Origin of the sequence: Planobacterium oryzisoli (assembly GCF_015354315.1) — a bacterium.
Classification (GTDB): Bacteria; Bacteroidota; Bacteroidia; order Flavobacteriales; family Weeksellaceae; genus Planobacterium_A; species Planobacterium_A oryzisoli.
In genome coordinates this window covers 165,467-188,244 of sequence record NZ_JADKYY010000001.1, presented here as the reverse complement: position 1 = coordinate 188,244, position 22,778 = coordinate 165,467, and the positions used below count along the sequence as shown (strand labels likewise).

Annotated in this window: 25 protein-coding genes; 18 read left to right on the top strand and 7 right to left on the bottom strand. The window is 43.9% G+C overall.

The features are described from left to right. The first annotated feature begins 218 nt into the window (after positions 1–218). The 14 genes from IC612_RS00870 (at position 219) to rplI (ending at position 12,300) form a co-directional block, all read left to right on the top strand. The gene (locus tag IC612_RS00870; protein WP_194738277.1) at positions 219–1,637 is read left to right on the top strand and encodes an anthranilate synthase component I family protein; all 1,419 of its coding nucleotides are present in this window, start codon (positions 219–221) and stop codon (positions 1,635–1,637) included. 9 nt (positions 1,638–1,646) lie between these two features. Continuing rightward, on the top strand, positions 1,647–2,228 hold the full coding sequence (locus IC612_RS00865; RefSeq protein WP_194738276.1) for an anthranilate synthase component II: 582 nt from the start codon (positions 1,647–1,649) through the stop codon (positions 2,226–2,228). A gap of 3 nt (positions 2,229–2,231) precedes the next feature. Beyond that, a complete protein-coding gene (gene trpD, locus IC612_RS00860) occupies positions 2,232–3,215 on the top strand; it encodes an anthranilate phosphoribosyltransferase (protein ID WP_194738275.1) in 984 nt (327 codons plus the stop codon). Next, entirely contained in the window at positions 3,215–3,991 is a 777-nt protein-coding gene (gene trpC, locus IC612_RS00855) for an indole-3-glycerol phosphate synthase TrpC (RefSeq protein WP_194738274.1), read from the top strand. Before trpD ends, trpC begins: the two co-directional genes overlap by 1 nt. After that, entirely contained in the window at positions 3,988–4,647 is a 660-nt protein-coding gene (locus IC612_RS00850; protein WP_194738273.1) for a phosphoribosylanthranilate isomerase, read from the top strand. The genes trpC and IC612_RS00850 overlap by 4 nt, the downstream gene beginning before the upstream one ends. After that, positions 4,631–5,824 (top strand): tryptophan synthase subunit beta, encoded by a 1,194-nt coding sequence (gene trpB, locus IC612_RS00845; RefSeq protein WP_194738272.1) that lies wholly within the window; start codon positions 4,631–4,633, stop codon positions 5,822–5,824. Before IC612_RS00850 ends, trpB begins: the two co-directional genes overlap by 17 nt. Before the next feature lies 1 nt (position 5,825). Next, positions 5,826–6,596 (top strand): tryptophan synthase subunit alpha, encoded by a 771-nt coding sequence (gene trpA / locus IC612_RS00840; RefSeq protein WP_194738271.1) that lies wholly within the window; start codon positions 5,826–5,828, stop codon positions 6,594–6,596. A 137-nt stretch (positions 6,597–6,733) separates the two neighbouring features. Next, on the top strand, positions 6,734–7,492 hold the full coding sequence (gene lipB / locus IC612_RS00835; protein ID WP_194738270.1) for a lipoyl(octanoyl) transferase LipB: 759 nt from the start codon (positions 6,734–6,736) through the stop codon (positions 7,490–7,492). A gap of 183 nt (positions 7,493–7,675) precedes the next feature. Beyond that, complete coding sequence (locus tag IC612_RS00830; RefSeq protein ID WP_194738269.1) at positions 7,676–9,004, top strand: dihydrolipoamide acetyltransferase family protein; 1,329 nt, start codon at positions 7,676–7,678, stop codon at positions 9,002–9,004. Between the two features lie 120 nt (positions 9,005–9,124). Further along, positions 9,125–9,613 carry a GNAT family N-acetyltransferase gene (locus IC612_RS00825; RefSeq protein ID WP_194738268.1) on the top strand — a complete coding sequence of 163 codons (489 nt, stop codon included), beginning with the start codon at positions 9,125–9,127 and terminating at the stop codon, positions 9,611–9,613. Then, on the top strand, positions 9,610–10,974 hold the full coding sequence (locus IC612_RS00820; RefSeq protein ID WP_194738267.1) for a chloride channel protein: 1,365 nt from the start codon (positions 9,610–9,612) through the stop codon (positions 10,972–10,974). The genes IC612_RS00825 and IC612_RS00820 overlap by 4 nt, the downstream gene beginning before the upstream one ends. A gap of 96 nt (positions 10,975–11,070) precedes the next feature. Then, the gene (gene rpsF / locus IC612_RS00815) at positions 11,071–11,412 is read left to right on the top strand and encodes a 30S ribosomal protein S6 (RefSeq protein WP_194738266.1); all 342 of its coding nucleotides are present in this window, start codon (positions 11,071–11,073) and stop codon (positions 11,410–11,412) included. A 26-nt stretch (positions 11,413–11,438) separates the two neighbouring features. Next, positions 11,439–11,741 carry a 30S ribosomal protein S18 gene (gene rpsR, locus IC612_RS00810; protein WP_194738265.1) on the top strand — a complete coding sequence of 101 codons (303 nt, stop codon included), beginning with the start codon at positions 11,439–11,441 and terminating at the stop codon, positions 11,739–11,741. Between the two features lie 58 nt (positions 11,742–11,799). Next, positions 11,800–12,300, top strand: coding sequence for a 50S ribosomal protein L9 (gene rplI, locus IC612_RS00805; protein ID WP_194738264.1), 501 nt, complete (start codon positions 11,800–11,802; stop codon positions 12,298–12,300). A 58-nt stretch (positions 12,301–12,358) separates the two neighbouring features. On the opposite strand, the gene IC612_RS00800 is transcribed toward rplI, so the two are convergent. Next, positions 12,359–13,477 (bottom strand): DNA polymerase III subunit, encoded by a 1,119-nt coding sequence (locus tag IC612_RS00800; protein ID WP_194738263.1) that lies wholly within the window; start codon positions 13,475–13,477, stop codon positions 12,359–12,361. A gap of 180 nt (positions 13,478–13,657) precedes the next feature. Between IC612_RS00800 and IC612_RS00795 the strand changes: the two genes are divergently transcribed. The 3 genes from IC612_RS00795 to IC612_RS00785 are packed head-to-tail and all read left to right on the top strand — an operon-like array spanning position 13,658 to position 16,638. Beyond that, positions 13,658–14,950 carry a hypothetical protein gene (locus IC612_RS00795; RefSeq protein WP_194738262.1) on the top strand — a complete coding sequence of 431 codons (1,293 nt, stop codon included), beginning with the start codon at positions 13,658–13,660 and terminating at the stop codon, positions 14,948–14,950. A gap of 6 nt (positions 14,951–14,956) precedes the next feature. Then, the gene (locus IC612_RS00790) at positions 14,957–15,547 is read left to right on the top strand and encodes an LPS export ABC transporter periplasmic protein LptC (RefSeq protein ID WP_194738261.1); all 591 of its coding nucleotides are present in this window, start codon (positions 14,957–14,959) and stop codon (positions 15,545–15,547) included. An 8-nt stretch (positions 15,548–15,555) separates the two neighbouring features. Next, a complete protein-coding gene (locus tag IC612_RS00785) occupies positions 15,556–16,638 on the top strand; it encodes an anhydro-N-acetylmuramic acid kinase (RefSeq protein ID WP_194738260.1) in 1,083 nt (360 codons plus the stop codon). A 56-nt stretch (positions 16,639–16,694) separates the two neighbouring features. On the opposite strand, the gene IC612_RS00780 is transcribed toward IC612_RS00785, so the two are convergent. Further along, entirely contained in the window at positions 16,695–17,081 is a 387-nt protein-coding gene (locus IC612_RS00780) for an SRPBCC family protein (RefSeq protein ID WP_194738259.1), read from the bottom strand. 34 nt (positions 17,082–17,115) lie between these two features. Between IC612_RS00780 and IC612_RS00775 the strand changes: the two genes are divergently transcribed. Then, on the top strand, positions 17,116–17,724 hold the full coding sequence (locus IC612_RS00775; protein WP_194738258.1) for an NUDIX hydrolase: 609 nt from the start codon (positions 17,116–17,118) through the stop codon (positions 17,722–17,724). 8 nt (positions 17,725–17,732) lie between these two features. Here the strand turns inward: IC612_RS00775 and IC612_RS00770 are convergent, their stop codons facing one another. From IC612_RS00770 to IC612_RS00750, 5 genes are all read right to left on the bottom strand, one after another. Beyond that, the gene (locus IC612_RS00770) at positions 17,733–19,004 is read right to left on the bottom strand and encodes a UDP-N-acetylmuramoyl-tripeptide--D-alanyl-D-alanine ligase (protein WP_194738257.1); all 1,272 of its coding nucleotides are present in this window, start codon (positions 19,002–19,004) and stop codon (positions 17,733–17,735) included. A gap of 116 nt (positions 19,005–19,120) precedes the next feature. After that, complete coding sequence (gene atpG / locus IC612_RS00765; protein WP_194738256.1) at positions 19,121–19,984, bottom strand: ATP synthase F1 subunit gamma; 864 nt, start codon at positions 19,982–19,984, stop codon at positions 19,121–19,123. Between the two features lie 62 nt (positions 19,985–20,046). Then, complete coding sequence (gene atpA, locus IC612_RS00760) at positions 20,047–21,621, bottom strand: F0F1 ATP synthase subunit alpha (protein ID WP_194738255.1); 1,575 nt, start codon at positions 21,619–21,621, stop codon at positions 20,047–20,049. 19 nt (positions 21,622–21,640) lie between these two features. Further along, entirely contained in the window at positions 21,641–22,180 is a 540-nt protein-coding gene (gene atpH / locus IC612_RS00755; protein WP_194738254.1) for an ATP synthase F1 subunit delta, read from the bottom strand. 5 nt (positions 22,181–22,185) lie between these two features. After that, positions 22,186–22,677 carry a F0F1 ATP synthase subunit B gene (locus tag IC612_RS00750; protein WP_194738253.1) on the bottom strand — a complete coding sequence of 164 codons (492 nt, stop codon included), beginning with the start codon at positions 22,675–22,677 and terminating at the stop codon, positions 22,186–22,188. Positions 22,678–22,778: the final 101 nt, after the last annotated feature.

Genomic DNA, 22,778 nt, shown 5'->3' with positions numbered 1-22,778 from the left:
ATTTTGAAAAAACAATCTGCCCACTTTTTTTTGTATAATTTAAAAACATTTCTATATTTGCTCCCAGTGAAAACAATGACAAACAATACATGGTGGTGGCATTCAAACTCAGGTCAGAGTCTGAAGCATTCTTGTATTGTTTAATCTTTTGTTTACAGTTACAATGAAAAGGACTTTGACATCGTGTGTCAAAGTCCTTTTTTTAATCCCCAATTTTTATGTTTACTACCAAATACCCTCTCAAAACCCACAGTACATCGCTACTTAGCGACCTGTACACTCCTATTGGCATTTATCTGCGCATACGGGATAAATTTCGCGATACGGTACTTTTAGAAAGTGCCGGAAACCAGAACGCACAGAATAATTTTTCCTTTATTGCCATTAATCCCATCGCAGGGGTCGAAATCTCCACGGAAGGCCTTGCAGAAATCAAGTTCCCACTACAGGAGCCTGAGCAACTGGAACTGCCACCAGGTGAAATAACTTCCCTGTTACACCACTTTACGCAGTGCTTCCCAAGTGAAGCAAAGAAAGGCTCCATTGAAAAACGTGCGCAGGGACTGTTTGGGTACATCGCCTACGATGCTGTGCAAGATTTCCAGGGTTTGAAGTTTGCAGACAAGGCGGAAAAAGACGCACTACCACTAGTCCGATTTAGGCTCTACCAATATGTAATTGCAATCAACCACCATAACGATGAGATGTTCCTACTGGAAAACGCTCTTCCGGGCCTTGTTTCCCAGAGCCACTTCATCAAACAGTTGATCCAGGAAAAGAACGCCCCTGTTTTTCCCTTTAAGTTGCGCGGTGAGGAACGCTCCAATCTCTCCAATGATGCATTTATCAGTCTGGTGGAAGCAGCTAAAAAGCATATTTTCCGTGGGGACGTCTTTCAGATAGTTCTCTCCCGGCAGTTTAGCCAGGGCTTCGAGGGAGATGATTTCAACGTGTACCGAGCCCTTCGTCATATCAACCCTTCACCTTACCTTTTCTATTTTGATTTTGGAGACTACCGCTTAATGGGGTCAAGCCCAGAGAGCCAGCTTCTTATTGAAAACAACAAGGCCACCATTCATCCTATTGCAGGCACATTCTCCCGCACACACGATGCGGAAAAAGACCTAGACCTGGCCCGGGCGCTTAAAGACGATCCTAAAGAAAATTCCGAGCACACGATGCTGGTGGATTTAGCGCGCAATGATTTAAGCATAATGGGCAAGAACACCACCGTAACGAAATTCAAGGAGATCCATTTGTTCTCCCATGTTATTCACATGGTAAGTGAGGTACAGAGTGACCTGGAGCCTGAAGCAAACGCTTTTGCGGTACTGGCAAGCACCTTTCCTCAAGGTACGCTCTCGGGAGCGCCCAAACGCAGAGCCATGGAACTGATCGACAGCTTTGAGCCCACCGCACGACAATACTACGGTGGAGCCATTGGCTTTATGGGTCTGGACGGGACTTGTAATATGGCAATAATGATTCGTACTCTTTTAAGTAAGAACTACACCCTGAGCTACCAGGCTGGTGCCGGGATTGTTGCAAGTTCCGTTCCCCACAACGAATTAAAAGAAGTAGATCATAAACTCGGTGCACTGAAGCAGGCACTTATAAAAGCACAAACCATAGCATAATGTACCTCTATGAAAACAAATGATAAAATACTGGTTCTAGATAATTACGATAGTTTTACCTACAATCTTGTGCAAATGATTGAGCGCTCCTGCCCCTTTCAGGTACAGGTGCATAAAAACGATAAAATCGCTTTGGACGAAGTGGAAGCGTTTTCCAGTATAGTGATCTCTCCAGGCCCCGGCATACCGAGTGAGGCTGGAATCACTCTGGACTTGGTGCGCCGGTATGCACCAAGTAAAAAAATCCTGGGAGTCTGTTTGGGTCAACAGGCTATTGCCGAGGCCTTTGGAGGCTCTCTTACCAATTTGAGCCAAATTTACCATGGCGTGGCTACTACTGCCCTCCAGACTTATCCTGAGGCAGCTCTACTGCAAGGGCTTCCAGAGCGCATCGAGGTTGGAAGATACCATTCCTGGGCTGTCAACCGCGAAGGATTTCCAAAGCAGCTGCGTATAACCTCGGTAGATTCCCAAGGGATGATTATGTCACTAGAGCACACTACCTACCAGGTCCATGGCGTGCAGTACCATCCGGAAAGCATCTTAACACCCCATGGCAAACAAATCATCTCTAACTTCCTAAGCATTTAAACTATGAAAGAAATACTCCAGTATCTATTTGAGCACCAAACCCTAAGTGCAGTACAGGCTAAGTCTATTCTAAGTGAAATAGCCACCGGGAAGTTCAATGAATACGAAGTCACTTCCTTTGTCACGGTTTTTTTAATGCGCAGCATTACATTAGAAGAATTGGAGGGGTTTACTCAGGCGCTGCTGCAGCTTAGCACGCCTATACACCTAGGGGAAAACCTGGTGGATATTGTTGGAACCGGAGGGGACGGTAAGAATACGTTCAATATCTCCACCCTTTCCAGCCTTATCGTGGCCGGTGCAGGGCAGGGCGTAGCAAAGCAGGGAAATTACGGTGCGAGTGCCATCAGTGGAGCCTCCAACGTGCTGCAGCAGCTAGGATACAAATTCAAGGATTCACAGGACCAACTGCAAAGGGAACTGGAGCGTAGTGGATTTTGTTTCCTTCATGCACCCCTATTCCATAAATCCCTTGCTGCAGTGGCTCCTCTTCGCAGAAGCTTAGGTCTGCGGACTTTTTTCAATCTTTTAGGACCATTGGTCAATCCAGCTTCTGTGGATTTTCCAATGATTGGAGTAGCCACACAGGAGATTATGCGGCTCTACACGTATCTACTTCAAAAACGCGGTTCTGAGTTTCTACTGGTACATAGTCTAGACGGTCACGACGAGGTCACGTTAACTTCCGAAAGCAAACTGGTTCGTAGGGAGAGTGAGGCCATACTTTCTCCCAAGCAGCTGCTTTTTGCCCCAGTACCCGCGCACGCACTCACTGCCGGAAAAAGCCCCCAGGACGCTGCCAAGGTTTTTGTATCTATTCTTCAGGGAGAGGGCTCCGAGGCGCAAAAAAATGTGGTACTTGCCAATGCGGCGCTGGCTTTAGAGAATACAGGGAAATTTGGCAACTATGAGTCTTGCCTTTCGCACGCCAGGGAATCTCTGGAGAGTGGGCGGGCATATAACGTACTTAAGTCAATTACAGCCTAATGAATACAATACTAAACCAAATCATAGAAAACAAAGAGAAGGAAGTGGCTATTGCCCAAAGGATGGAGCCTGTACAAAGACTGCAAGAAAAACCGCTCTACCACCGGCAGGGTCATTCCCTCTCCGATCGACTCCGAGGCTCTGCGAGCATCATTGCAGAATTTAAAAGAAAATCGCCCTCCAAAGGAGAGATAAATGTAAACGCTAAGGTGCAGCCCACAGTACAAGAATACGCAGGGTACGGCGCAGCGGGTATTTCCGTGCTCACCGATGAAAAGTTCTTTGGTGGAGATCTTTATGATTTTTCCCAAGCCAGAGAGGTACTGGCTATACCTCTTCTTCGAAAGGATTTCATTATCAGTGAGTACCAAATACATCAGAGCAAAGCCTATGGTGCGGACGTAATACTTCTTATAGCAGCCTGCCTTAGCCCCTTGCAAGTCCAGCAGCTTAGCGGTCTTGCAAAAAGTCTAGGAATGGAAACACTGCTGGAACTTCACACCCAGGAGGAATTGGGACACTACAACCCAGGAATTGACCTGGTAGGCATTAACAACCGCGATTTGCACAGTTTTTCGGTAGACCTGAGCCGTTCTGCATCTCTTGCATCGAAACTGCCGCCAGAAGCCGTTCGTGTAGCCGAGAGCGGTATCCACAGTGTAGAAGACTGCTTATTCTTACTTCAGAGAGGGTTTAATGGTGTGCTCATGGGAGAGTACTTCATGAAACACGAAAAACCTGGCCTGGCATTCAAAAATTTTAACGAATCGTTATGAGCGGGAAACGAGTTCTGGTAAAAGTATGCGGAATAACCTCGGTGGAACAGTCTCAGGCACTGCAAGAAATGGGCGTGGACTTTCTTGGTTTTATTTTCCATCCCGCTTCCCCACGCTTTGCATTGGAGCGTATTTCATTAGATGAAATAGCCTCCATAAGACATCCAAAAAAGATCGGTGTGTTCACAAGCCATTCTGCAGCTCAGATCGTAGAGATCGCCAAGTCCGTGGGGCTTTGGGGAGTACAACTCCATGGAGCATATAGTGCGCGCTGCATAGGCGAAATAAAGCAGCAACTGCCGCTTTGTACAATACTAAAGGTCCTTTCTATTGAAAATAGTCTTACTGAGAATCAGCGCAAATCTTTGCAAGACCCAGGGGCGCCTTGGGATATGCTACTGTTAGACACAGCCACCCCTACTCTAGGCGGAAGTGGACAATCGTTTAACTGGAAACTCCTGGAGGGGATTTGCCTAGCAAAACCGTTCTTTCTGGCAGGGGGGGTAAGTCTTGAAAATTCTTCACTCGCCCAGCTACTTACTCCTAGGCCCTATGCCCTGGATGTGAACTCCCGATTTGAAACAGCACCGGGAGTAAAAGACCTCGACAAAATTTATTCACTATTAGAAAAATTAACGCATGGAGAAAATTTATAAAAATCCTGATGAGAATGGATACTACGGAGAATTTGGAGGAGCCTTCGTTCCCGAGATGCTCTACCCCAACATACAGGAACTTCAAAACAAGTACCTCTCTATTTTAAACGATACCGAATTTAGAAAGACTTTCGAAGAATTACTTAAATATTACGTGGGAAGAGACACCCCGCTTTATTTTGCTTCTTCGCTAAGTGCGCGCTACGGATGCAAGGTATATTTAAAAAGGGAAGACCTTAACCATACGGGAGCACATAAGATAAACAACGCACTGGGACAAGCACTCCTTGCCAAGCGTCTAGGTAAGAAGCGTATTATTGCAGAAACCGGAGCGGGACAGCACGGAGTGGCCACGGCTACCGCATGCGCCCTGTTGGGTCTGGACTGTACGGTATATATGGGAGCCGTGGATATTGAAAGACAACAACCCAACGTAGGAAGGATGCAAATGCTGGGCGCCCAAGTTATTGCAGTAGAGTCGGGAAGTAAAACGCTTAAAGATGCGGTGAATGAGGCCCTACGGGACTGGATCTCACGACCTACGGACACCCATTATATCATTGGAAGCGTGGTAGGTCCGCATCCTTTTCCTGATATTGTCACTAGGCTTCAGAGCGTCATTTCCGAGGAGATCAAGCAGCAAGTTTTAGAAAAAACAGGAGCGCTTCCTGCGGCAGTGATTGCCTGCGTGGGAGGAGGAAGTAATGCCGCGGGCGCATTTTATCACTTCATAGAAGATCCCCAGGTGCAACTCATCGCAGTGGAGGCAGCCGGGCAGGGTATTGAAAGCGGGAAATCCGCTGCTACTACGGCCCTTGGCACTCCCGGAATCCTACACGGCAGTAAAAGCATCGTAATGCAGGATCTCCATGGACAGGTGATCGAGCCCCACTCTATTTCTGCGGGTCTGGATTACCCCGGTATTGGACCTATGCACGCGCATCTATTTGCTACGAAAAGAGCGCAATATATCGCCGTTACAGACCAGCAGGCCGTGGAGGCAGCATTTTCCCTAACCCAGGAGGAAGGCATTATCCCCGCACTGGAAAGCGCCCATGCGCTTGCCGCACTAGATCAACTGCAATTCTGCTCTGAAGACGTGGTTGTAGTATGCCTTTCGGGAAGAGGCGACAAGGATATGGAAACCTATCTTTCTTATTTTAATAATAAACACTAATATGCAAACTACTACTACTTCACCCCAGCTTAACATCTATTTCACCGCAGGATTTCCAGAGCTGGGAGATACGCACCGCATTATTGACCTATTGGAGGAATCTGGCGCAGACCGCATCGAACTTGGAATTCCTTACTCGGATCCGGTAGCAGACGGACCAATCATTCAGAAGGCACACCAAAGAGCGCTTTCCAATGGAATGACCCTTGACTTGCTTTTTGATACCCTTACAGAAAACCGCGCAAAACGCACTATACCAATAGTCTTAATGGGATACTACAATCCAATACTGCTTTATGGCACCGAGCGATTTGTAAAACGTTGCCAGCAGGCAGGCGTCTCCGGTCTGATTATCCCCGATCTTCCGCCTCAAGAATTTAAACAAAGCTTCCAGGAGCTTCTTGAGAAGTACGGACTTGGATTTAGCTTTTTAATCACTCCGGAAACGCCCAACGAGCGCATTTTGGAGCTGGATCGGTTAAGCAGTGGATTTCTCTATGCGGTGAGTTCCTCCTCTACCACAGGATCCAAATTGTTTGCTGAGGGTGTAGATAAGTACCTGCAAAATCTTTCCACCCTTCCGATTAAAAATCCGGTATTCGTTGGATTTGGAATACAAGACCGCGAGGATTTTCTGCGCGTAACAAAACATACACAAGGCGCAATCGTAGGTAGCGCAGTAGTTAAAGTACTCTTGGAACATCCCCAGTGGGAACAACCACTTCGTAGGCTTTTATGCGAACTTCGCGGAACGGACTCTACCTCATTGTAAAAGCTCTCAACTGTGGGTCCGCTTATAAACGTATAGATTCCTATCTGCTCCTATAAGTACTAACCACTTAAACGACACTACTGTTAAAGTAGCGTGGAAACTTTACTATTTTGTAAATTGCACGCTAATACATTTCTATGAACGGAGATCAAAATCGCAAAATTGAATTTGAAGAACTTGGCTTAATGGAGTATATGAAGGCCTTTGATTACCAGCAAAGCCTTATGGATCATGTAATAGCACAAAAGCTCCACAACAGGGACCGCCAGGACGGACTCTTTACACCTACATCCAACTACTTTCTTTTTGTGGAACACCCGCACGTATACACCCTAGGCAAAAGTGGAGACAATGCCAATATGCTTATCGATGAGGAGAAATTAAAGAAAATCGAGGCATCTTTCGTTCAGACCAACCGCGGCGGAGATATAACCTACCATGGTTTTGGGCAGATTGTAGGGTATCCCATCTTGGACCTGGATAATTTCAAATCCGACATTCACCTGTATATGCGCAATTTGGAAGAGGTTATTATCCGGGTCATCGCAAAATACGGGCTTAAAGGAGAGCGCAGTGCAGGCGAAACGGGGGTTTGGCTGGATGTGGGAAAACCCTACGCGCGAAAGATTTGTGCGATGGGAGTGAAAACTTCCAAATGGGTAACCATGCATGGTTTTGCTATCAATGTCACTACGGATTTGCGGTATTTTGAATACATCATTCCGTGCGGTATTAAAGACAAAGCGGTAACCTCCCTTTCACGGGAACTAGAGAAGAACTTTACCATTGAGGAAACGCAGCAATTAAAAACAGAGATCCTGCACCATTTCTCTGATGTCTTTCAAGCGGAATTTGTACCTAAGCAGCAAATCAAAGCGGCAACTGAGTCTATTTGATAAAAACAAGTTTTTTTGCGGCAAACACTAAAAAACAGCACGAGCACTTCGCTTGTAATGAACCTTAAGAAGCACCAAAACCGCCCTATAGAGCTACTAAATGCTAGAAAATATCCGCATTATTGAATTCCTAATTTTAATTGCTAAAAATTTATATATTTGTAAAAATCGAAAATTCATAAAATGGCAGAATATAAGCTCTTACTACCCAGCATGGGTGAAGGGGTGATGGAAGCAACCATCATCAATTGGTTATATAGTGAAGGAGACTCGGTAAAGGAGGACGACTCAGTGGTGGAAATTGCCACGGATAAAGTGGATTCGGACGTACCAACTCCTGTATCTGGTAAGATCGTAAAAATTCTAAAAAACAAGGATGAAGTTGCCAAGGTGGGTGAGGCAATAGCCATTTTAGAGACTTCTGCGGAAAACGCACCTGTAGAGGCGCAAACGCAAGCACCCAAGGATGCAGAAGAAGTCCAAGCGCAAATTCCAACCATTTCCGAGCAAGAGATCAAAGAATTGGAAAAACCTTTGGAAAAAATGCCAACGTCTTCCACTAAGGAGCTCTACCTCTCTCCATTGGTTAAAAGTATCGTACAGCAGGAAAACATCTCCCAAAAGGAACTGGAAACAATTCAGGGCAGTGGACAGGACCAGAGAATCACCAAAGAAGATATTTTAGCATATTTAAAAAACCGCAGCACTTCCACGAGCGCTGATGTTAAGAGCACAGCCGAAGCTACTCCTAAGGCTGCTCCTGCTCCAGTAGCCAGTAGTGCAACTACCCTTTCGGCTAAGGATGGAGAAGAGATCATCCCGATGGACCGCGTACGGAAGATCATTGCTGAGGCAATGGTTAATTCCAAACGCATCTCTCCACACGTGACTTCCTTCATTGAGACCGATGTAACCAATGTGGTAAAATGGCGTGCTGCGCACAAGTATGCTTTTGAGAAGCGGGAAGGAGAAAAATTAACTTTTATGCCGATCTTTGTAAGGGCGGTAGTAAAGGCCATACAAGACTTCCCTTTAATTAACATATCGGTAGACGGGGATAATATTATTAAGAAAAAAAATATTAACATTGGAATGGCAACCGCGCTGCCGGACGGAAACCTTATTGTCCCTGTGATAAAGAATGCCGACCAGCTTTCACTCTCTGGACTTGCTAAGGCAATCAACGACCTTGCCTACAGGGCCCGTAATAAAAAACTTCGTCCTGAGGACACGCAGGGAGCCACCTACACTATTTCCAATGTGGGCAGCTTCGGAAACCTCATGGGCACTCCTATTATCCCGCAACCACAGGTAGCAATCCTTGCCATTGGTGCTATTGTAAAGAAACCAGCGGTTGTGGAAACCCCTGAAGGTGACTTAATAGGTATCAGACAACTTATGTTTATGTCCCATTCGTACGACCATAGGGTTGTGGACGGTTCTTTAGGTGGAATGTTCCTTAAGCACGTGCATGACTATCTTGAGAACTGGGATCTGAGCACAGAAATATAACGCAGATACCGTTCTTTCAAGGAACGGTATTTTTTTATTATATGTGTACTTTTACTGCGCACCACCGCATAAGAAGACATTTTGATTTTGTTCTATTGAACTGTAAAATTCCGAACTACTATGTACTCCTCCACTTTTAAGATCCGAAAGGCGAGCAAGCAGGACGCCACACTCATTTTTGACTTCATCTACCAACTTGCTGTCTATGAGAAGATGGAAAGCGATGTAAAGACCAGTCCAGAGGAGCTCACCAAAGCACTTTTTGAAAACCAATATGCACAAGTACTTATCGCAGAGGAGGAGACAAAACCTGTCGGATTTGCGCTGTATTTTTTTAATTTTTCTACCTTCTTAGGACGACCGGGTCTTTATTTGGAGGATTTGTTTGTAGACCCTGCCTACAGAGGAAAGGGTTACGGCAAAGCCCTGCTTATTGAATTAAGCCGCATAGCAAAAAGTAAAAATTGCGGGAGAATGGAATGGTCCGTACTAAAATGGAATACCCCATCTATTGAATTCTACAAATCTCTTGGAGCCAAAGAAATGGAAGAATGGAGTGTATACCGTCTAGAAGAAGATGAACTGAAATCATTAGCGCAACTTGGATGAGAACGTACCTACGATTTCTCCGTTTGCGCGGCAAGATGCTGTTTGATAGAATTGGAAACGAACAGATAAAACGCAATATTTTACAGGCTGTCCCGTTTTGGATAGGCTCCGTACTGACGGGTCTGGCAGCTGTGGTATATGCTAAATTATTTGCCTGGTCGGAGGCTCTTCTGCAATGGATAGTAGAATATAATGCACTGCTTCTTTTTGTATTCACCCCAGTGGCATTTGTGCTTTCCTGGTGGCTCGTGGATCGCTATGCGCCTTATGCCAAGGGCAGTGGTATACCCCAGGTGATGGCATCCATTGAACTTGCTACTCCTCGGGAACGTTTCAAAATAAAACAACTTTTAAATTTAAAGATCATCGGCATAAAGGTACTTTCCAGCATGGTACTTGTATCTGGTGGCGGTGCGGTGGGGCGTGAGGGTCCTACGATTCAAATAGCCGGAAGTATTTTTCGTTTCGTGCACCGAATGCTTCCTAGGTGGTGGCCACGCATATCCATTCAAAACATGATTATGACCGGAGCGGCTGCAGGGCTTGCGGCTGCTTTTAACACGCCTTTAGGCGGAATTGTATTTGCAGTCGAGGAACTTGCAAGGGTCCACTTCAATTATTTTAAGACTGCCCTTTTCACCGCGGTAATTGTTGCGGGTCTGACGGCGCAGACATTGGCCGGCTCCTATTTATTTCTGGGATACCCCAATACGCATGGTGTAACTATGGGCATGGTAGTTCCAGTACTTGCCGTAGCTATTATATGCGGACTGCTATCGAGTTATTTATCGGCCGCAATGCTACGGATAAGCAGATTCCGCTCCCGTCTTAGAAAATCCTCACACCAAATACTATTTTTAATTCTTACTGCCCTCATTATAGCGTCTCTTGCCTATTTTGTCAATTACGAAATCCTGGGATCGGGAAAAAGCCTAATGGAACGCTTACTTTTTTCTGAAAATAAAAGTGAACCATGGTACATGCCACTTTTCCGGATGGTAGGTCCTGCACTTTCCTTTACCTCGGGCGGAGCAGGTGGTATCTTTGCACCGGCCTTAAGTGCAGGCGCAAGCTTTGGAGCTTTCTTCGCAGGCATCTTTCAGTACAGTGCCGAGCACACCAACGTGCTCATCCTAGCCGGCATGGTTGCCTTTCTCACCGGCATCACTCGTGCTCCATTTACTTCTGCCATAATTGTTCTGGAAATGACCGACCGCCACTCGCTTATCTTCTTCCTTATGATGGCCTCCATGGTGGCCTCGCTATCCGCATTTGTGCTGCGCAGAAAAGGACTGTATGAAAGCCTTAAAAACAATTACTTACATGAACTTGGAAAATTAAGGAAAAGAAAAGCGCCATAAGGCTAATTCTTTCATTTAAAATGCAATGGAGCTTTGTAGAATAATAATATTTTTATATTTTTGCACCTCGAAATAATTAACTAATTCATTAACATTATGAACAACTACGAAACTGTTTTCATTTTAACTCCCGTTCTATCTGACGCTCAGGTGGAGGAAGCAGTGAAAAAATTTGAGGACCTTTTAAAGTCCCACAATTGCGAAATCGTTGCCAGAGAAAACTGGGGACTAAAAAAACTAGCGTACCCTATCCAACTTAAGAAGAATGGGTTTTACACACTTATCGAGTTTAAAGGGGAAGGAAATGTGGTTGCAGATCTTGAAATCGCTTACAAGCGTGACGAGAGAGTGATCCGTTACCTGACTACTAAACTAGACAAACACGCAGTAGAGTATGCCGTTACAAGACGTGCAAAGAACAAAACTGCAAAAGCTTAATTTTTAATCCTTAAAATTTTATTACCATGGCAATAGACGAAATGGCAAAACAAGCTTCCGCTGGAGGGGAATCTGAAGTTAAGTTCCTAACTCCACTGGATATCAATACAAAATCAGAAAAAAAATACTGTCGTTTTAAGAAATTCGGCATCAAGCATGTAGATTATAAAGATGCAGATTTCCTACTTCAGTTCGTAAACGAGCAGGGGAAAATCCTTCCTAGAAGATATACTGGAACGTCTTTAAAATACCAAAGAAAAGTATCTGCAGCGATCAAAAGAGCAAGACACCTTGCTTTGATGCCGTATGTGGCAGACATGCTTAAATAATTACTAAACAATTGTTGGTTGCACCTATGCACCTAACTTTAAAAACCAAAGGACAACAATGGATATCATTCTAAAAAAAGACGTCGAAAACCTAGGTCTGGAATTCGATACTGTATCAGTTAAACCAGGATACGCTAGAAACTTTTTACTTCCTCAAGGATATGCAGTACTTGCTACTCCTAAGAACAGAGCCGCTTTAGCAGCTACTTTGGAAGAAAGAAAAGAAGAAGAAGCAAAACTTATCGCCGATGCAAAAGCAAAAGTGGAGCAGTTGAAAAACACCCCGCTTACTATTGCAACCAAAGTTGGTTCAGGTGACAAACTATTCGGTTCTATCAACAACGCAAACCTTTCTGAAGAACTTGCTAAGGCAGGAGTGCAGATCGATAGAAAATACATCAAGATTCCTGGAAACAACATCAAGAGAACAGGTAGAGTTACCGCTCTTATAAGACTTCACAGAGATGTGGAATACAACTATGAATTTGACGTTGTATCCGATGCGCCTGTAGAGGCTGCACCAGAAGCTAAGACGCAAAGCCCAGAAAGCGAAGCGTAATTACGCGGAACTTTTCTAAAATACAATAGATACCGGCCATTATTGGTCGGTATTTTTATTAGGCAGCCCTGTGGATGTAGCGCGACAGCTTGATTCCCAGATCGGTCCAGACGATTTTAGCATTGGCATTACGGGTAAGATGGTAGTCCGCCGTACTGATTTGCTCGAGTATATCCTCAATGTTGGCGCCGTGGATAAAATGGGAAAACTTCTCCCACTGAAAACTCCCCTGCTCTAAACGACTGTATACAAGATTACTACTACCGTAGTTTTCCAACAAAGCCAGGCGGAACGTCTCGCTGCAGTAGGATAAAAACATAAGTTGCTTTTCACGGTTCCACTGCGCAATCTTCCTTGCCCACAGAATGATGTTTTTAAGCATCTGTGGCTTAGTCTTAACTTGAAATGCCTCCCGTACCCATTGTATAAAAAGGGATTCAAATTCAACCGTCTGCTGGTCTACTTCCAGCAGTTCCTGCGCGCGGTTCCAGTCTCCTTGTGCTTGAAATACTATTTTCTCCAGTGGACCTCGCTCTATACTGAATTGCTGCCCGAGCGAAGTGCGCAAGGCTTCTTCTTCAATGGGTGGGACTTTGATAAGCTGCGTACGGGAAAGAATTGTGGGAAGTAGATCCTGCGTAGAAGGAGCCAATAAGAGAATGGTAGTCTTCTCTGGAGGTTCTTCTAAAAACTTCAGCAGTTTATTGGAGGCTGCGGTATTTAGTTTTTGTGCATTCCAGACAATAAGCACTTTTGCTCCTCCCTCAAAGCTTTTAAGACTGAACCGACTTAAAATGGCCTCAATTTCATCGGCGTGTATAGCAAGCTGTTTGTTCTCTGAATTAAGCTCTGCCCTCCACTGGTCAAATGAGCTGTACGGATTGCTAAGTACCATTTCCCGGAATGTCGGAAAAAAACGCTGGCTCAAAGAATCTTTCTTCTCGGTATACACAGGAAAGGAGAAGTGAAGGTCCAAATGATTCAAATGCGATACTTTATCACCGGTTTGTGGATTACTTCGTAAAAGGATCTCTTGTGCATACGCAAGGGCTAGTGGAAGAACTCCGTAGCCCTCTTGTCCTATAAAGAGTTGTGCGTGGCTAATACGACCCATCTCCACCGAATCTTTCAATTGCTGCACGAGCGCCTTTTGGCCTATTATCTGATCCCAATTCATAAATGTAAATATAGAAAAAATACACAGTTCTTTGCCTAAGAATTAACAGTTCACAAAGACAGAAAAATCGCTCTAAAATGCCTCTAGCAAATGTTTTGGACTTAACAAACTTTAACTGCACATAATTTTTAGAATTCATTAATAATTAAGATATTTGCCTCTTGAATTTATAAACTACGAATGAAAAGAATCTTTGTACTCTCATTCATTGCTCTTGGTGCCTCTATGGAAGCTCAAAGCATTGGAAACTCCCCCTATGCAGCTTTTGGTATTGGCGATGTAAAATACGATAACACAATAGATATCACCTCGATGGGAGGCATATCTACAGCGTATATAAACGATTTTAACAACAAGTTCAATTTCAGTAACCCGGCAGCCAACTCCAATCTGGGATTAACCAGTTTTAGTGTGGAAGCCACCAATGAGAACAACTTTTACAAAAGTGATTTTCAGGATACCAAATCCACAAAACATTCCACCTATCTTTCCAATATATCGTTGGCCTTCCCAATAAGCAAGCGCGTTAAGTTTGGGCTTGGGTATCAGCCGTACAGTTCCAAATCGTATGATGTGGTACGCCAGAAAACTTTGGAAGATAATTCGGTGCAAGCGAACCGCTTCCAAGGAAAAGGAACTCTTTCCACCGTTCAGGCAGCACTTGGAGTAAATCTAACGGAAGAATTTGCTCTTGGTCTAAGGACTAATTACTATTTCGGTAATCTCTACGACGTGGAGGAACTCACTTATTCCAATGCCGAACTAATCAGTGGGTATGAAACTAAAAACAAAGTAAGTTCCTTTAATTTCACTGCCGGAACCACCTATCAGAAACGTCTGGAAAACGACCGCAAGCTTACTGTAGGTGCTACCTATACTTTTGGAACGACCGGGGAAATGGAAACGTCTTTTAAAAACAGCACCTATTACTATTTAGGAACTGAGGTTCCACAGAACGAATCGATAATTGAGCAGAAGACCAGTAACGATAAAAACCTCATTCCTACCGAGGCTTCTTTAGGTCTTGGATACGGAAGTGAAGGCAAATGGTTTTATTCTGCCCAGATGAACTACCGTAAGGGAGAAACCATCAACTATTTAGGTCAGCCGTTTGCATATCAAGATTCCTACAGAGTTGCGGCAGGAGGTTGGATCCTTCCCAATTACAACGATTTTAGAAATTATTTTAACCGAGTTACCTACCGGTTTGGAGCATATTATGAAAAGGGGCATTTAAGTTTGCAACCCAACGGAGCTTCCTCCGCTTCAGATATCAATAAATTTGCCCTTACAGGAGGTGTCTTTCTTCCTTTCTCCGAATCCAACGTAAACCGTCTCAACGGTATGGATGTGGGCCTAGAAGTGGGTAAAAGAGGTACTTTGGAGAACAATCTTATCAACCAGACTTTTGTAAATCTACGTATCGGATTGAACTTTGCAGACCGCTGGTTCCAGAAACGCCAATACGATTAATCTGCAATGCGTTTGAAACACAAAATAAGCAAAAAAATGGTAGCCTTTTCCTTGGGAGGGGCTATCGTTTTTTCCTTTATTTCCTGTGAAGAAAACTTAGCGCAGGTGGAATCCCGTAAGAATTCCAACTTTGCCTCGCAGATTATTTACAATGCCCAAATCACGCGCAAGGATTCCGGGATAGTGAATCTCATTTTTAAAGCTCCTCTAATAGAAAAGTACGAACTCATTGACTCGCCCTACGTGGAGGCTAAGAAAGGAGTATATCTGGAATACTTCGATAAGAAAAAACCGCAAAAACCGGGTAAAATCTGGTCGGACTACGCACGATTCAATGAGCTGCGCAATTTCTATACTGCAAAAGGAAATGTAAAGATTCTCACCAACGAAGGGCAGAGCTTTGCCATGCAGTCCATCTATTGGGACCGCAGAAATAAAAAGATGTTTACCCGCGATACGGTCTACGTTACGGACAAAGACGGATCTATCCTGGTGGGAGCCAACGGAATGGTAGCAAAAGACGACCTCTCAGAATATACGTTTTATAATAATTCTGGTAGCTTTCCTTCCCAGGAAATCCCTGCCGCAGGTAAATAACCATAACCATGCAGGAGTCCTTCCCACTAGCCTACAGTAAACAAATCCATGCATTGGGGCTTATGTCGGGAACCAGCCTGGACGGTCTGGACATCGGCTATTTTTCGTTTGTACAAGACCCAGACCTTAACTGGCACTATGAGATCCTTCAATGTGCTACCCTACCCTACAGCGATTTCTGGGAACAAAGCTTGCGCGGTGCATCTCTTCTAAATGCGGAGGAGCTTCTAGAACTTAACACCCTTTATGGCCGGTACCTGGCACAACACGTCAAGGAATTTGTACAGAAACATAGTATATCTAAAATAGATGTGGTAGCCTCCCACGGGCATACGGTACTGCATAATCCTAAGAAGGGGTATACATTGCAAATTGGTGACGGCAGGGCAATAAAACTGGAATTTCCTAATTGCCAGGTAGTATACGATTTTAGGATGCAGGATGTGCTTCTAGGTGGAAATGGAGCTCCTTTGGTTCCCATCGGCGACGCACATCTTTTCTCCAACTACCAAGCGTGTCTTAATTTAGGTGGTTTTTCCAACATTTCGTTCCAATGGAACGATGTAAGAACAGCCTTTGACATTTCGCCGGTGAATACAGTCCTTAACCATTACGCATCTCAATTAGGACATCCATACGATAAAGATGGGACACTTGCGCGCACGGGTAATTTAGACTCAGAATTACTTGCAAGGCTTGATTCTCTGGAGTTCTATACGTATCCAGCGCCCAAATCGCTCGGTATGGAATGGGTTGAAAAACACATATTTCCATTACTTTCTACTACCGATCCTCATGGAGCACTCACTACCTTCACACACCACTGTGCAGGGGTTATTTCCCGAACACTAGTCCAATACGATCTACATTCGGTACTAGTCACCGGGGGAGGCGCTTACAATTCTTATCTTGTAGAACTTATAAAAGACTACTCTGGATGTAATCTGTTCGTTCCTGAAGCGCAACTAATAGAGTATAAGGAAGCACTAATTTTTGCGTTCATGGGTGTGCTTCGCATGCACAATATCAATAATGTCTTGGCCAGTGCGACCGGAGCGCAACGAGACCACTCCACCGGACTACTTTTATAAAAAATCCACTTAGGCTTTTACTCTAAGTGGATTCTTACTTTCTAAATAACTCTAAGTTACAATTGCTCAATCTTATCGGTTAACGCATTGATGAAGTTTTGAAGTGGCTTTTCAACCATCATCTTAATAAATGGATTGAATTTACCTTCGAACAGAAGCTGCACTTCTGTCTGTGTATCACTTATAGGATTTAAAAGTCCTTCTAGAGCAAAATCCAAGCTGGAACTTGCAGAGCGCAGCGTGATCTTTTCCTCGCTTACCTGATCAATTTTAAGAGCAATCTCTGGCATTCCTTTGAGCGAAAACTTAAAACCGTCCTCACGTGCTTCAAATTTTTGCAGTCCTTCGGGCATTAAATGCTCGTAGTCTTGTGGATTCTTTAGCATTTCGCGTAGTTGAGAAACCGATTTATTTACAGTGACTTTTCTTCCTTCTAAATTCATTTTTATATTTTTGCATGTATCTTAATCCTTACAAATGTATAAAGTTTTCGTCAACGAGAAAAGACTCACCTTGAGTAATATGCCTACTGAAGGTGAAAAATCCATACATTTTGAAGGAACTGTAAGTATTGAAGTAGCACTGGATTTGCTTGAGAACACATCGCGTAGCTGTTTAACATTATACCATAAAGATATCGATGTACTCTGGGAGGCGTTTTGCTCTCAATTTAAGTTAGTGGAAGCAGCCGGAGGCCTGGTACAAAACGCTGAGGGCGATATCCTATTCATTTACAGGCTACAACGGTGGGATCTACCGAAAGGAAAAATCGAAAAAGGAGAATCCTTAAGCCAAGCAGCTTTACGTGAGGTAGAGGAGGAAACCTCCTTGGAACCACTCGAACTGGGAGAGTCCCTTGGATCTACCTACCACACATACAGCGAGCGCGATTCTACACGTGTATTAAAAACCACGCATTGGTACCGAATGAAGTACTATGGGGAAAAAGTACCTGTACCGCAATTAGAAGAGGGAATCACTGCAGTGGAATGGAAAAATGAAGATGCAATAAAAAACCAAGTACTTTCCTCTACCTTTAGAAACATTGCTCTGATCCTTGAGACTTCTGAACGGGAATGCCCTTAGGGTTGTATTTATAAGTTTTCTAGGCATTTTTCCAGAGCGGTACCTCTGGATCCCTTTATCAGTATATTTTGCTCTTTGATTGGATTACGGTTAAGACCTTCTATTAACTCGTACACATCGCTATAGTTCTCGTTTTGGGCACCTACCTGCGCAAACTCCACTCCTACCGTAATTATACGTTCCAAACCACTTTTTTGAGCCAGTCCATAGATATCCGCATGCTCCTGCATACTGTATTCACCCAGTTCTTTCATTGCACCAAGCACAGCACATTTGGATCCCTGGAACTGAGAAAAATTGGCTAGTGCTTCCTTCATACTGGATGGGTTGGCATTGTATGTGTCAAGTACTAGTGTATGGTGGTCCTTCGTCACAACTTGGGAACGCATATTGCTTGGAACATACTGTTCAATACCTTCTTTAATTTTCTGAAGGGGTACACCGAAATGCAGCCCTAAGGCTACGGCAGCCGAGAGGTTAGAGAAATTGTAGGCTCCGGTCAAATTAGAGATCGCCTTCTGCCCTTCAAAAGAAATCCCTATATATCGGTCCTCTTCCAAGGGAGTGAAAAGATACTGACCACTATGGACTCCAAAACGTATTGCAGGCTGATAGCCTTCCATTTTCGCTACCTGAAGGGTATCTTCTTGGTTTACTAGAGCGGTTGCTCCCTCTGATTTAAGATAATCATAAAGTTCGGACTTCCCTTTAATTACTCCTTCCAATCCCCCAAAACCTTCCAGATGCGCTTTGCCAAAGTTTGTAATATAACCGAAGGTAGGTCTTGCAATTTCGCAAAGGAAAGCAATTTCTCCCTGATGGTTCGCACCCATTTCTATTACAGCGATCTGATGTTCTGCACGCACGGAGAGCAGAGAAAGCGGAACGCCTATATGGTTATTAAAATTACCTTTGGTATACTGAGTGCGAAAATGCTGGGATAAAACCGCATGAATAAGTTCCTTGCTGGTAGTTTTCCCATTGCTTCCTGTAAGTCCAATGACAGGGATGTTAAGGTGTTTTCGGTGGAATCGAGCCAGTTGCTGAAGAAATACCAGAGTGGAATCTACTCGAAAGATCTTGTCCTGAGGTGCTGCAAACGCAGCATCTTCCACAATAACGGCAATTGCCCCCCTATCAATAGCCTGCCGCGCATTTTGCGCTGCATTAAAACTAGAGCCCGTAAAGGCAAAAAAAACAGAGCCTTCTACCACCTCTCTGCTGTCTATACACACACCACTACTTTCCAGTAGTATAGGATAAAACAATTCCACATTCATACAACAAAAATACAATTTACACTCTGATTCCACGCTTTTGTTTACCTATTAGGATAAAAAAAAAGCATGGATGCAGTTTGGCTGCTCCATGCTTTTTATTACGGTTGTAAATACTTTTAAGAGTTCTTCAATGCTTCCGCTCCGGATACAATTTCCAAAATCTCATTGGTGATTGCTGCCTGACGGGCTTTATTATAGTAGATTACCAATTCGTTTTTGAGTGCCTGGGCATTGTCGGTAGCCTTATGCATTGCAGTCATTCGGGCTCCGTGCTCAGAGGCTATAGAATCCAACAGTGCTTTATACACTTGGGTCTTAATGGACTTTGGTATTAGGTTTTCTATAATCTCATTACGATCAGGTTCGAAGATATAATCCGTTTCGGTTTCCTTTTTATCCGTTTCAGGTAGCGAAATTGGAAGAAGCTTTTCCGTCTGTACGATTTGTGTCGCTGCGTTGACAAAGCGGTTGTAAATCAAATACACTTCATCGAATCTACCTTCCCTAAAGTCACGCATCACTGTCTCCGCAGTAGCTGCCACCGCATCAAAACTGATATGGTCCAAAATGGTGCTCTGGTTATCGTAAATGTTGGCAGAGCGTCTAACAGCATCGTATACCTTTTTACCTACTGTAAGTACTTCCACTTCTACCCCGCCTCTTCTGGAAAGCTGCGCAGTTAGTTCCTTTACGATAGAGGAGTTAAATGCACCCGCAAGACCTTTATTGGAAGTAACCGGAATGAAAAGAACCCTCTTCACATCCCTCTTTTGAGCGAATACGGAAGTCTGGTCCGGATCAGAACTGGAGTTCACATTTTGAATGATCTCCTGTAGCTTTTCACTGTACGGCCTAAGCATTACGATTGCATCCTGTGCGCGTTTCAGTTTCGAGGCCGAAACCATTTTCATCGCACTGGTGATCTGCATCGTGGAGGAGATTGAGGTAATTCTTCCTCTGATTTCTTTTAGATTTGCCATTCTTTCTCTAAATGGTTAATATTAAAATCTGAAGGCACGAAGGCCTTCAGAGCTCTCTTTAATTAATACTTGGAGGAAATATCTGCAGCAGCCTGCTTAAGCACTCCAGTAATGGAGTCATCAATCTTACCAGATTTAATAGCAGCCATAGTTTCTGGATGCTTAGACTTTAAAAGGTCTACGTACTCCACCATGAAGGCTTTTACCTTGTTTACAGGAACGTTACGTAAAAGATTCTCAGTACCTGCATAAATCATTGCAACTTGATTCTCCACTGGCAGTGGCGAATTCACTGGTTGCTTAAGTACTTCCACGTTCTTCTCTCCTTTTGAGATCACCGCCTGCGTTACCGCATCCAGGTCAGATCCAAATTTAGCGAAGGCTTCAAGTTCTTTGTATTGTGCCTGATCTAGTTTCAATGTTCCAGATACTTTTTTCATGGACTTAATCTGCGCATTACCACCAACACGCGATACAGAAATACCTACGTTGATCGCAGGACGAACCCCAGAATTAAAGAGATCCGATTCTAAGAAAATCTGTCCGTCGGTAATTGAAATAACATTGGTTGGGATATAGGCGGATACGTCACCAGCCTGAGTCTCAATGATTGGAAGCGCAGTTAAAGATCCCCCGCCTTTTACCATCGGTCTCAAACTTTCTGGTAAATCGTTCATTTGACTTGCAATCTTATCGTCTTTAATCACTTTAGCAGCTCTTTCAAGTAATCTTGAGTGCAAGTAAAATACGTCTCCAGGATAAGCTTCACGACCCGGTGGTCTTCTTAGTAGTAGGGAAAGCTCACGGTATGCGACTGCTTGTTTGGATAGATCATCGTAAATAATAAGAGCCGGTCTTCCGGTATCACGGAAATACTCCCCGATGGCAGCACCAGCCATTGGTGCATACACCTGCATTGGTGCGGGATCGGATGCGTTGGCGGCAACTACTACAGTATACGCCATAGCTCCACGGTCCTCTAAGGTTTTTACAATCTGTGCCACGGTGGATCCTTTTTGTCCCACAGCTACATAGATACAGAATACAGGCTCACCTGCATCGTAAAATTCCTTTTGGTTTATGATGGTGTCAATTGCCACAGTGGTTTTACCTGTCTGACGGTCGCCAATAATAAGTTCTCTCTGACCACGTCCAATAGGTATCATCGAGTCGATTGCCACGATACCTGTTTGTAGTGGTTCGTTTACAGGCTGACGGAAAATTACTCCCGGAGCTTTTCTTTCAAGCGGCATCTCGTAGAGTTCTCCAGCGATCGGTCCTTTTCCATCGATTGGATTACCTAACGTATCAACCACACGGCCAAGCATTCCTTCACCTACACGAATAGAGGAAATACGTTGGGTTCTCTGTACAGTATCACCTTCTTTTACTCTTTTGGATTCTCCTAGTAAAGCTACCCCCACATTATCTTCTTCAAGGTTCAATACGATACCCTCTACCCCGCTTTCAAAACGGACAAGTTCCCCGTACTGTACATTCTCCAAACCGTATACACGTGCAATACCGTCTCCAATCTGTAGCACGGTACCCACTTCCTCTACGTTGGATTGGGTGTCGAAATTTGCTAATTGTTGTTTCAAAATTGCTGAAACCTCAGCCGGATTTATTTCTGCCATCTTATGGTTGTTTTTAATCTTAATTTAATTGAAAATCTTTTTTGATCTGGTTCAGTTTAGAACGCACTGAAGCGTCCAACTGTTGGTCACCCACGCGCAGTACATAACCTCCCAGAAGTTCCTTATTGACCACTTTGTCTAAACGGTAGTTTCCCGAAGTGTTGACTAAATTGGACTGGCTGATTATCTGTTCCACGATAGAATCTGAAATAGGGCTTGCAGTAGTAAGTACCACTTTCTGAAGTCCTTCCATTTCCTCAACCCTATTTATAAACTCGGTTGCAATATCTTTTAAATGGGATTCTCTGCCCTGCTTGATTACCAATTGAATGATGTTCTGGGAAACAGGAGAAAAAGCCTTGAAGATTTCTTTGGCAATGGATTGCTTTTTCTTGGAATCCACCACAGGAGAAAGAAAAAGATTATTCAAGTCCTTAGAAGTGTTCATTATATTGATCACGTCCTGCATTTCTCCTCTGACCATCTGCGTCTGTGATGACTCTTCTGTAAAGTCAAGCAATCCCTGTGCGTAGCGCTTGGCAACTTTCGATGTAAGCATTCCTATTAATTAAGGGTTTTGTTAGATAGATAGTTTTCTACTAAAGTGTTCTGCGCAGCCGTATCGTCTAGTTTTTGCTTAAGGATAGATTCTGCGATACTAACCGATAGGGTACCGATCTGATTCTTGATATCGTTCAATGCAGCCGCCTTCTCGGATTCAATAGATTGCTTAGCGCTGGCAATCATTTTTTCACCTTCTACTTTAGCAGCTTCTCTGGCTTCACCTACAATGCGGTCCTTAATCTCACGTGCCTCTTTTAAAATAGCGTCGCGCTCGATTTTAGCTTCACGGATAATTTTTTCATTGTCCGACTTAAGCTGCTCCATCTCCTTCTTGGCCAACTTTGCCTGGTTAAGTGCATCAATGATAGAGGTTTCTCTGTCGTTAACCATATTTAAAATAGGTTTCCAAGCAAACTTGCTTAGTAAAAACAACAGGATCAAAAATGTAAGTCCCATCCAGAACAATAAGCCTATACCCGGTTCAATTATCATAATGTTATTCTTTAATTCAGTTAAAAATTATGGAAATCATTTACAAATTCCAGGCAGCAGCCAACCGCTCACTGCCAGGAAAATTGTTGTTGTGTGGAGTG

Coding starts and splice junctions, on each gene's coding strand:
- rpsF (WP_194738266.1), top strand. CDS start 11,071: ATGAACAACTACGAAACTGTTTTCATTTTAACTCCCGTTCTATCTGAC.
- IC612_RS00770 (WP_194738257.1), bottom strand. CDS start 19,004: ATGAATGTGGAATTGTTTTATCCTATACTACTGGAAAGTAGTGGTGTG.
- IC612_RS00850 (WP_194738273.1), top strand. CDS start 3,988: ATGAGCGGGAAACGAGTTCTGGTAAAAGTATGCGGAATAACCTCGGTG.
- rpsR (WP_194738265.1), top strand. CDS start 11,439: ATGGCAATAGACGAAATGGCAAAACAAGCTTCCGCTGGAGGGGAATCT.
- IC612_RS00820 (WP_194738267.1), top strand. CDS start 9,610: ATGAGAACGTACCTACGATTTCTCCGTTTGCGCGGCAAGATGCTGTTT.
- IC612_RS00795 (WP_194738262.1), top strand. CDS start 13,658: ATGAAAAGAATCTTTGTACTCTCATTCATTGCTCTTGGTGCCTCTATG.
- IC612_RS00825 (WP_194738268.1), top strand. CDS start 9,125: ATGTACTCCTCCACTTTTAAGATCCGAAAGGCGAGCAAGCAGGACGCC.
- lipB (WP_194738270.1), top strand. CDS start 6,734: ATGAACGGAGATCAAAATCGCAAAATTGAATTTGAAGAACTTGGCTTA.
- atpA (WP_194738255.1), bottom strand. CDS start 21,621: ATGGCAGAAATAAATCCGGCTGAGGTTTCAGCAATTTTGAAACAACAA.
- trpA (WP_194738271.1), top strand. CDS start 5,826: ATGCAAACTACTACTACTTCACCCCAGCTTAACATCTATTTCACCGCA.
- rplI (WP_194738264.1), top strand. CDS start 11,800: ATGGATATCATTCTAAAAAAAGACGTCGAAAACCTAGGTCTGGAATTC.
- trpC (WP_194738274.1), top strand. CDS start 3,215: ATGAATACAATACTAAACCAAATCATAGAAAACAAAGAGAAGGAAGTG.
- IC612_RS00780 (WP_194738259.1), bottom strand. CDS start 17,081: ATGAATTTAGAAGGAAGAAAAGTCACTGTAAATAAATCGGTTTCTCAA.
- IC612_RS00775 (WP_194738258.1), top strand. CDS start 17,116: ATGTATAAAGTTTTCGTCAACGAGAAAAGACTCACCTTGAGTAATATG.
- IC612_RS00750 (WP_194738253.1), bottom strand. CDS start 22,677: ATGATAATTGAACCGGGTATAGGCTTATTGTTCTGGATGGGACTTACA.
- trpD (WP_194738275.1), top strand. CDS start 2,232: ATGAAAGAAATACTCCAGTATCTATTTGAGCACCAAACCCTAAGTGCA.
- atpH (WP_194738254.1), bottom strand. CDS start 22,180: ATGCTTACATCGAAAGTTGCCAAGCGCTACGCACAGGGATTGCTTGAC.
- IC612_RS00865 (WP_194738276.1), top strand. CDS start 1,647: ATGAAAACAAATGATAAAATACTGGTTCTAGATAATTACGATAGTTTT.
- IC612_RS00800 (WP_194738263.1), bottom strand. CDS start 13,477: ATGAATTGGGATCAGATAATAGGCCAAAAGGCGCTCGTGCAGCAATTG.
- IC612_RS00830 (WP_194738269.1), top strand. CDS start 7,676: ATGGCAGAATATAAGCTCTTACTACCCAGCATGGGTGAAGGGGTGATG.
- IC612_RS00870 (WP_194738277.1), top strand. CDS start 219: ATGTTTACTACCAAATACCCTCTCAAAACCCACAGTACATCGCTACTT.
- trpB (WP_194738272.1), top strand. CDS start 4,631: ATGGAGAAAATTTATAAAAATCCTGATGAGAATGGATACTACGGAGAA.
- IC612_RS00785 (WP_194738260.1), top strand. CDS start 15,556: ATGCAGGAGTCCTTCCCACTAGCCTACAGTAAACAAATCCATGCATTG.
- atpG (WP_194738256.1), bottom strand. CDS start 19,984: ATGGCAAATCTAAAAGAAATCAGAGGAAGAATTACCTCAATCTCCTCC.
- IC612_RS00790 (WP_194738261.1), top strand. CDS start 14,957: ATGCGTTTGAAACACAAAATAAGCAAAAAAATGGTAGCCTTTTCCTTG.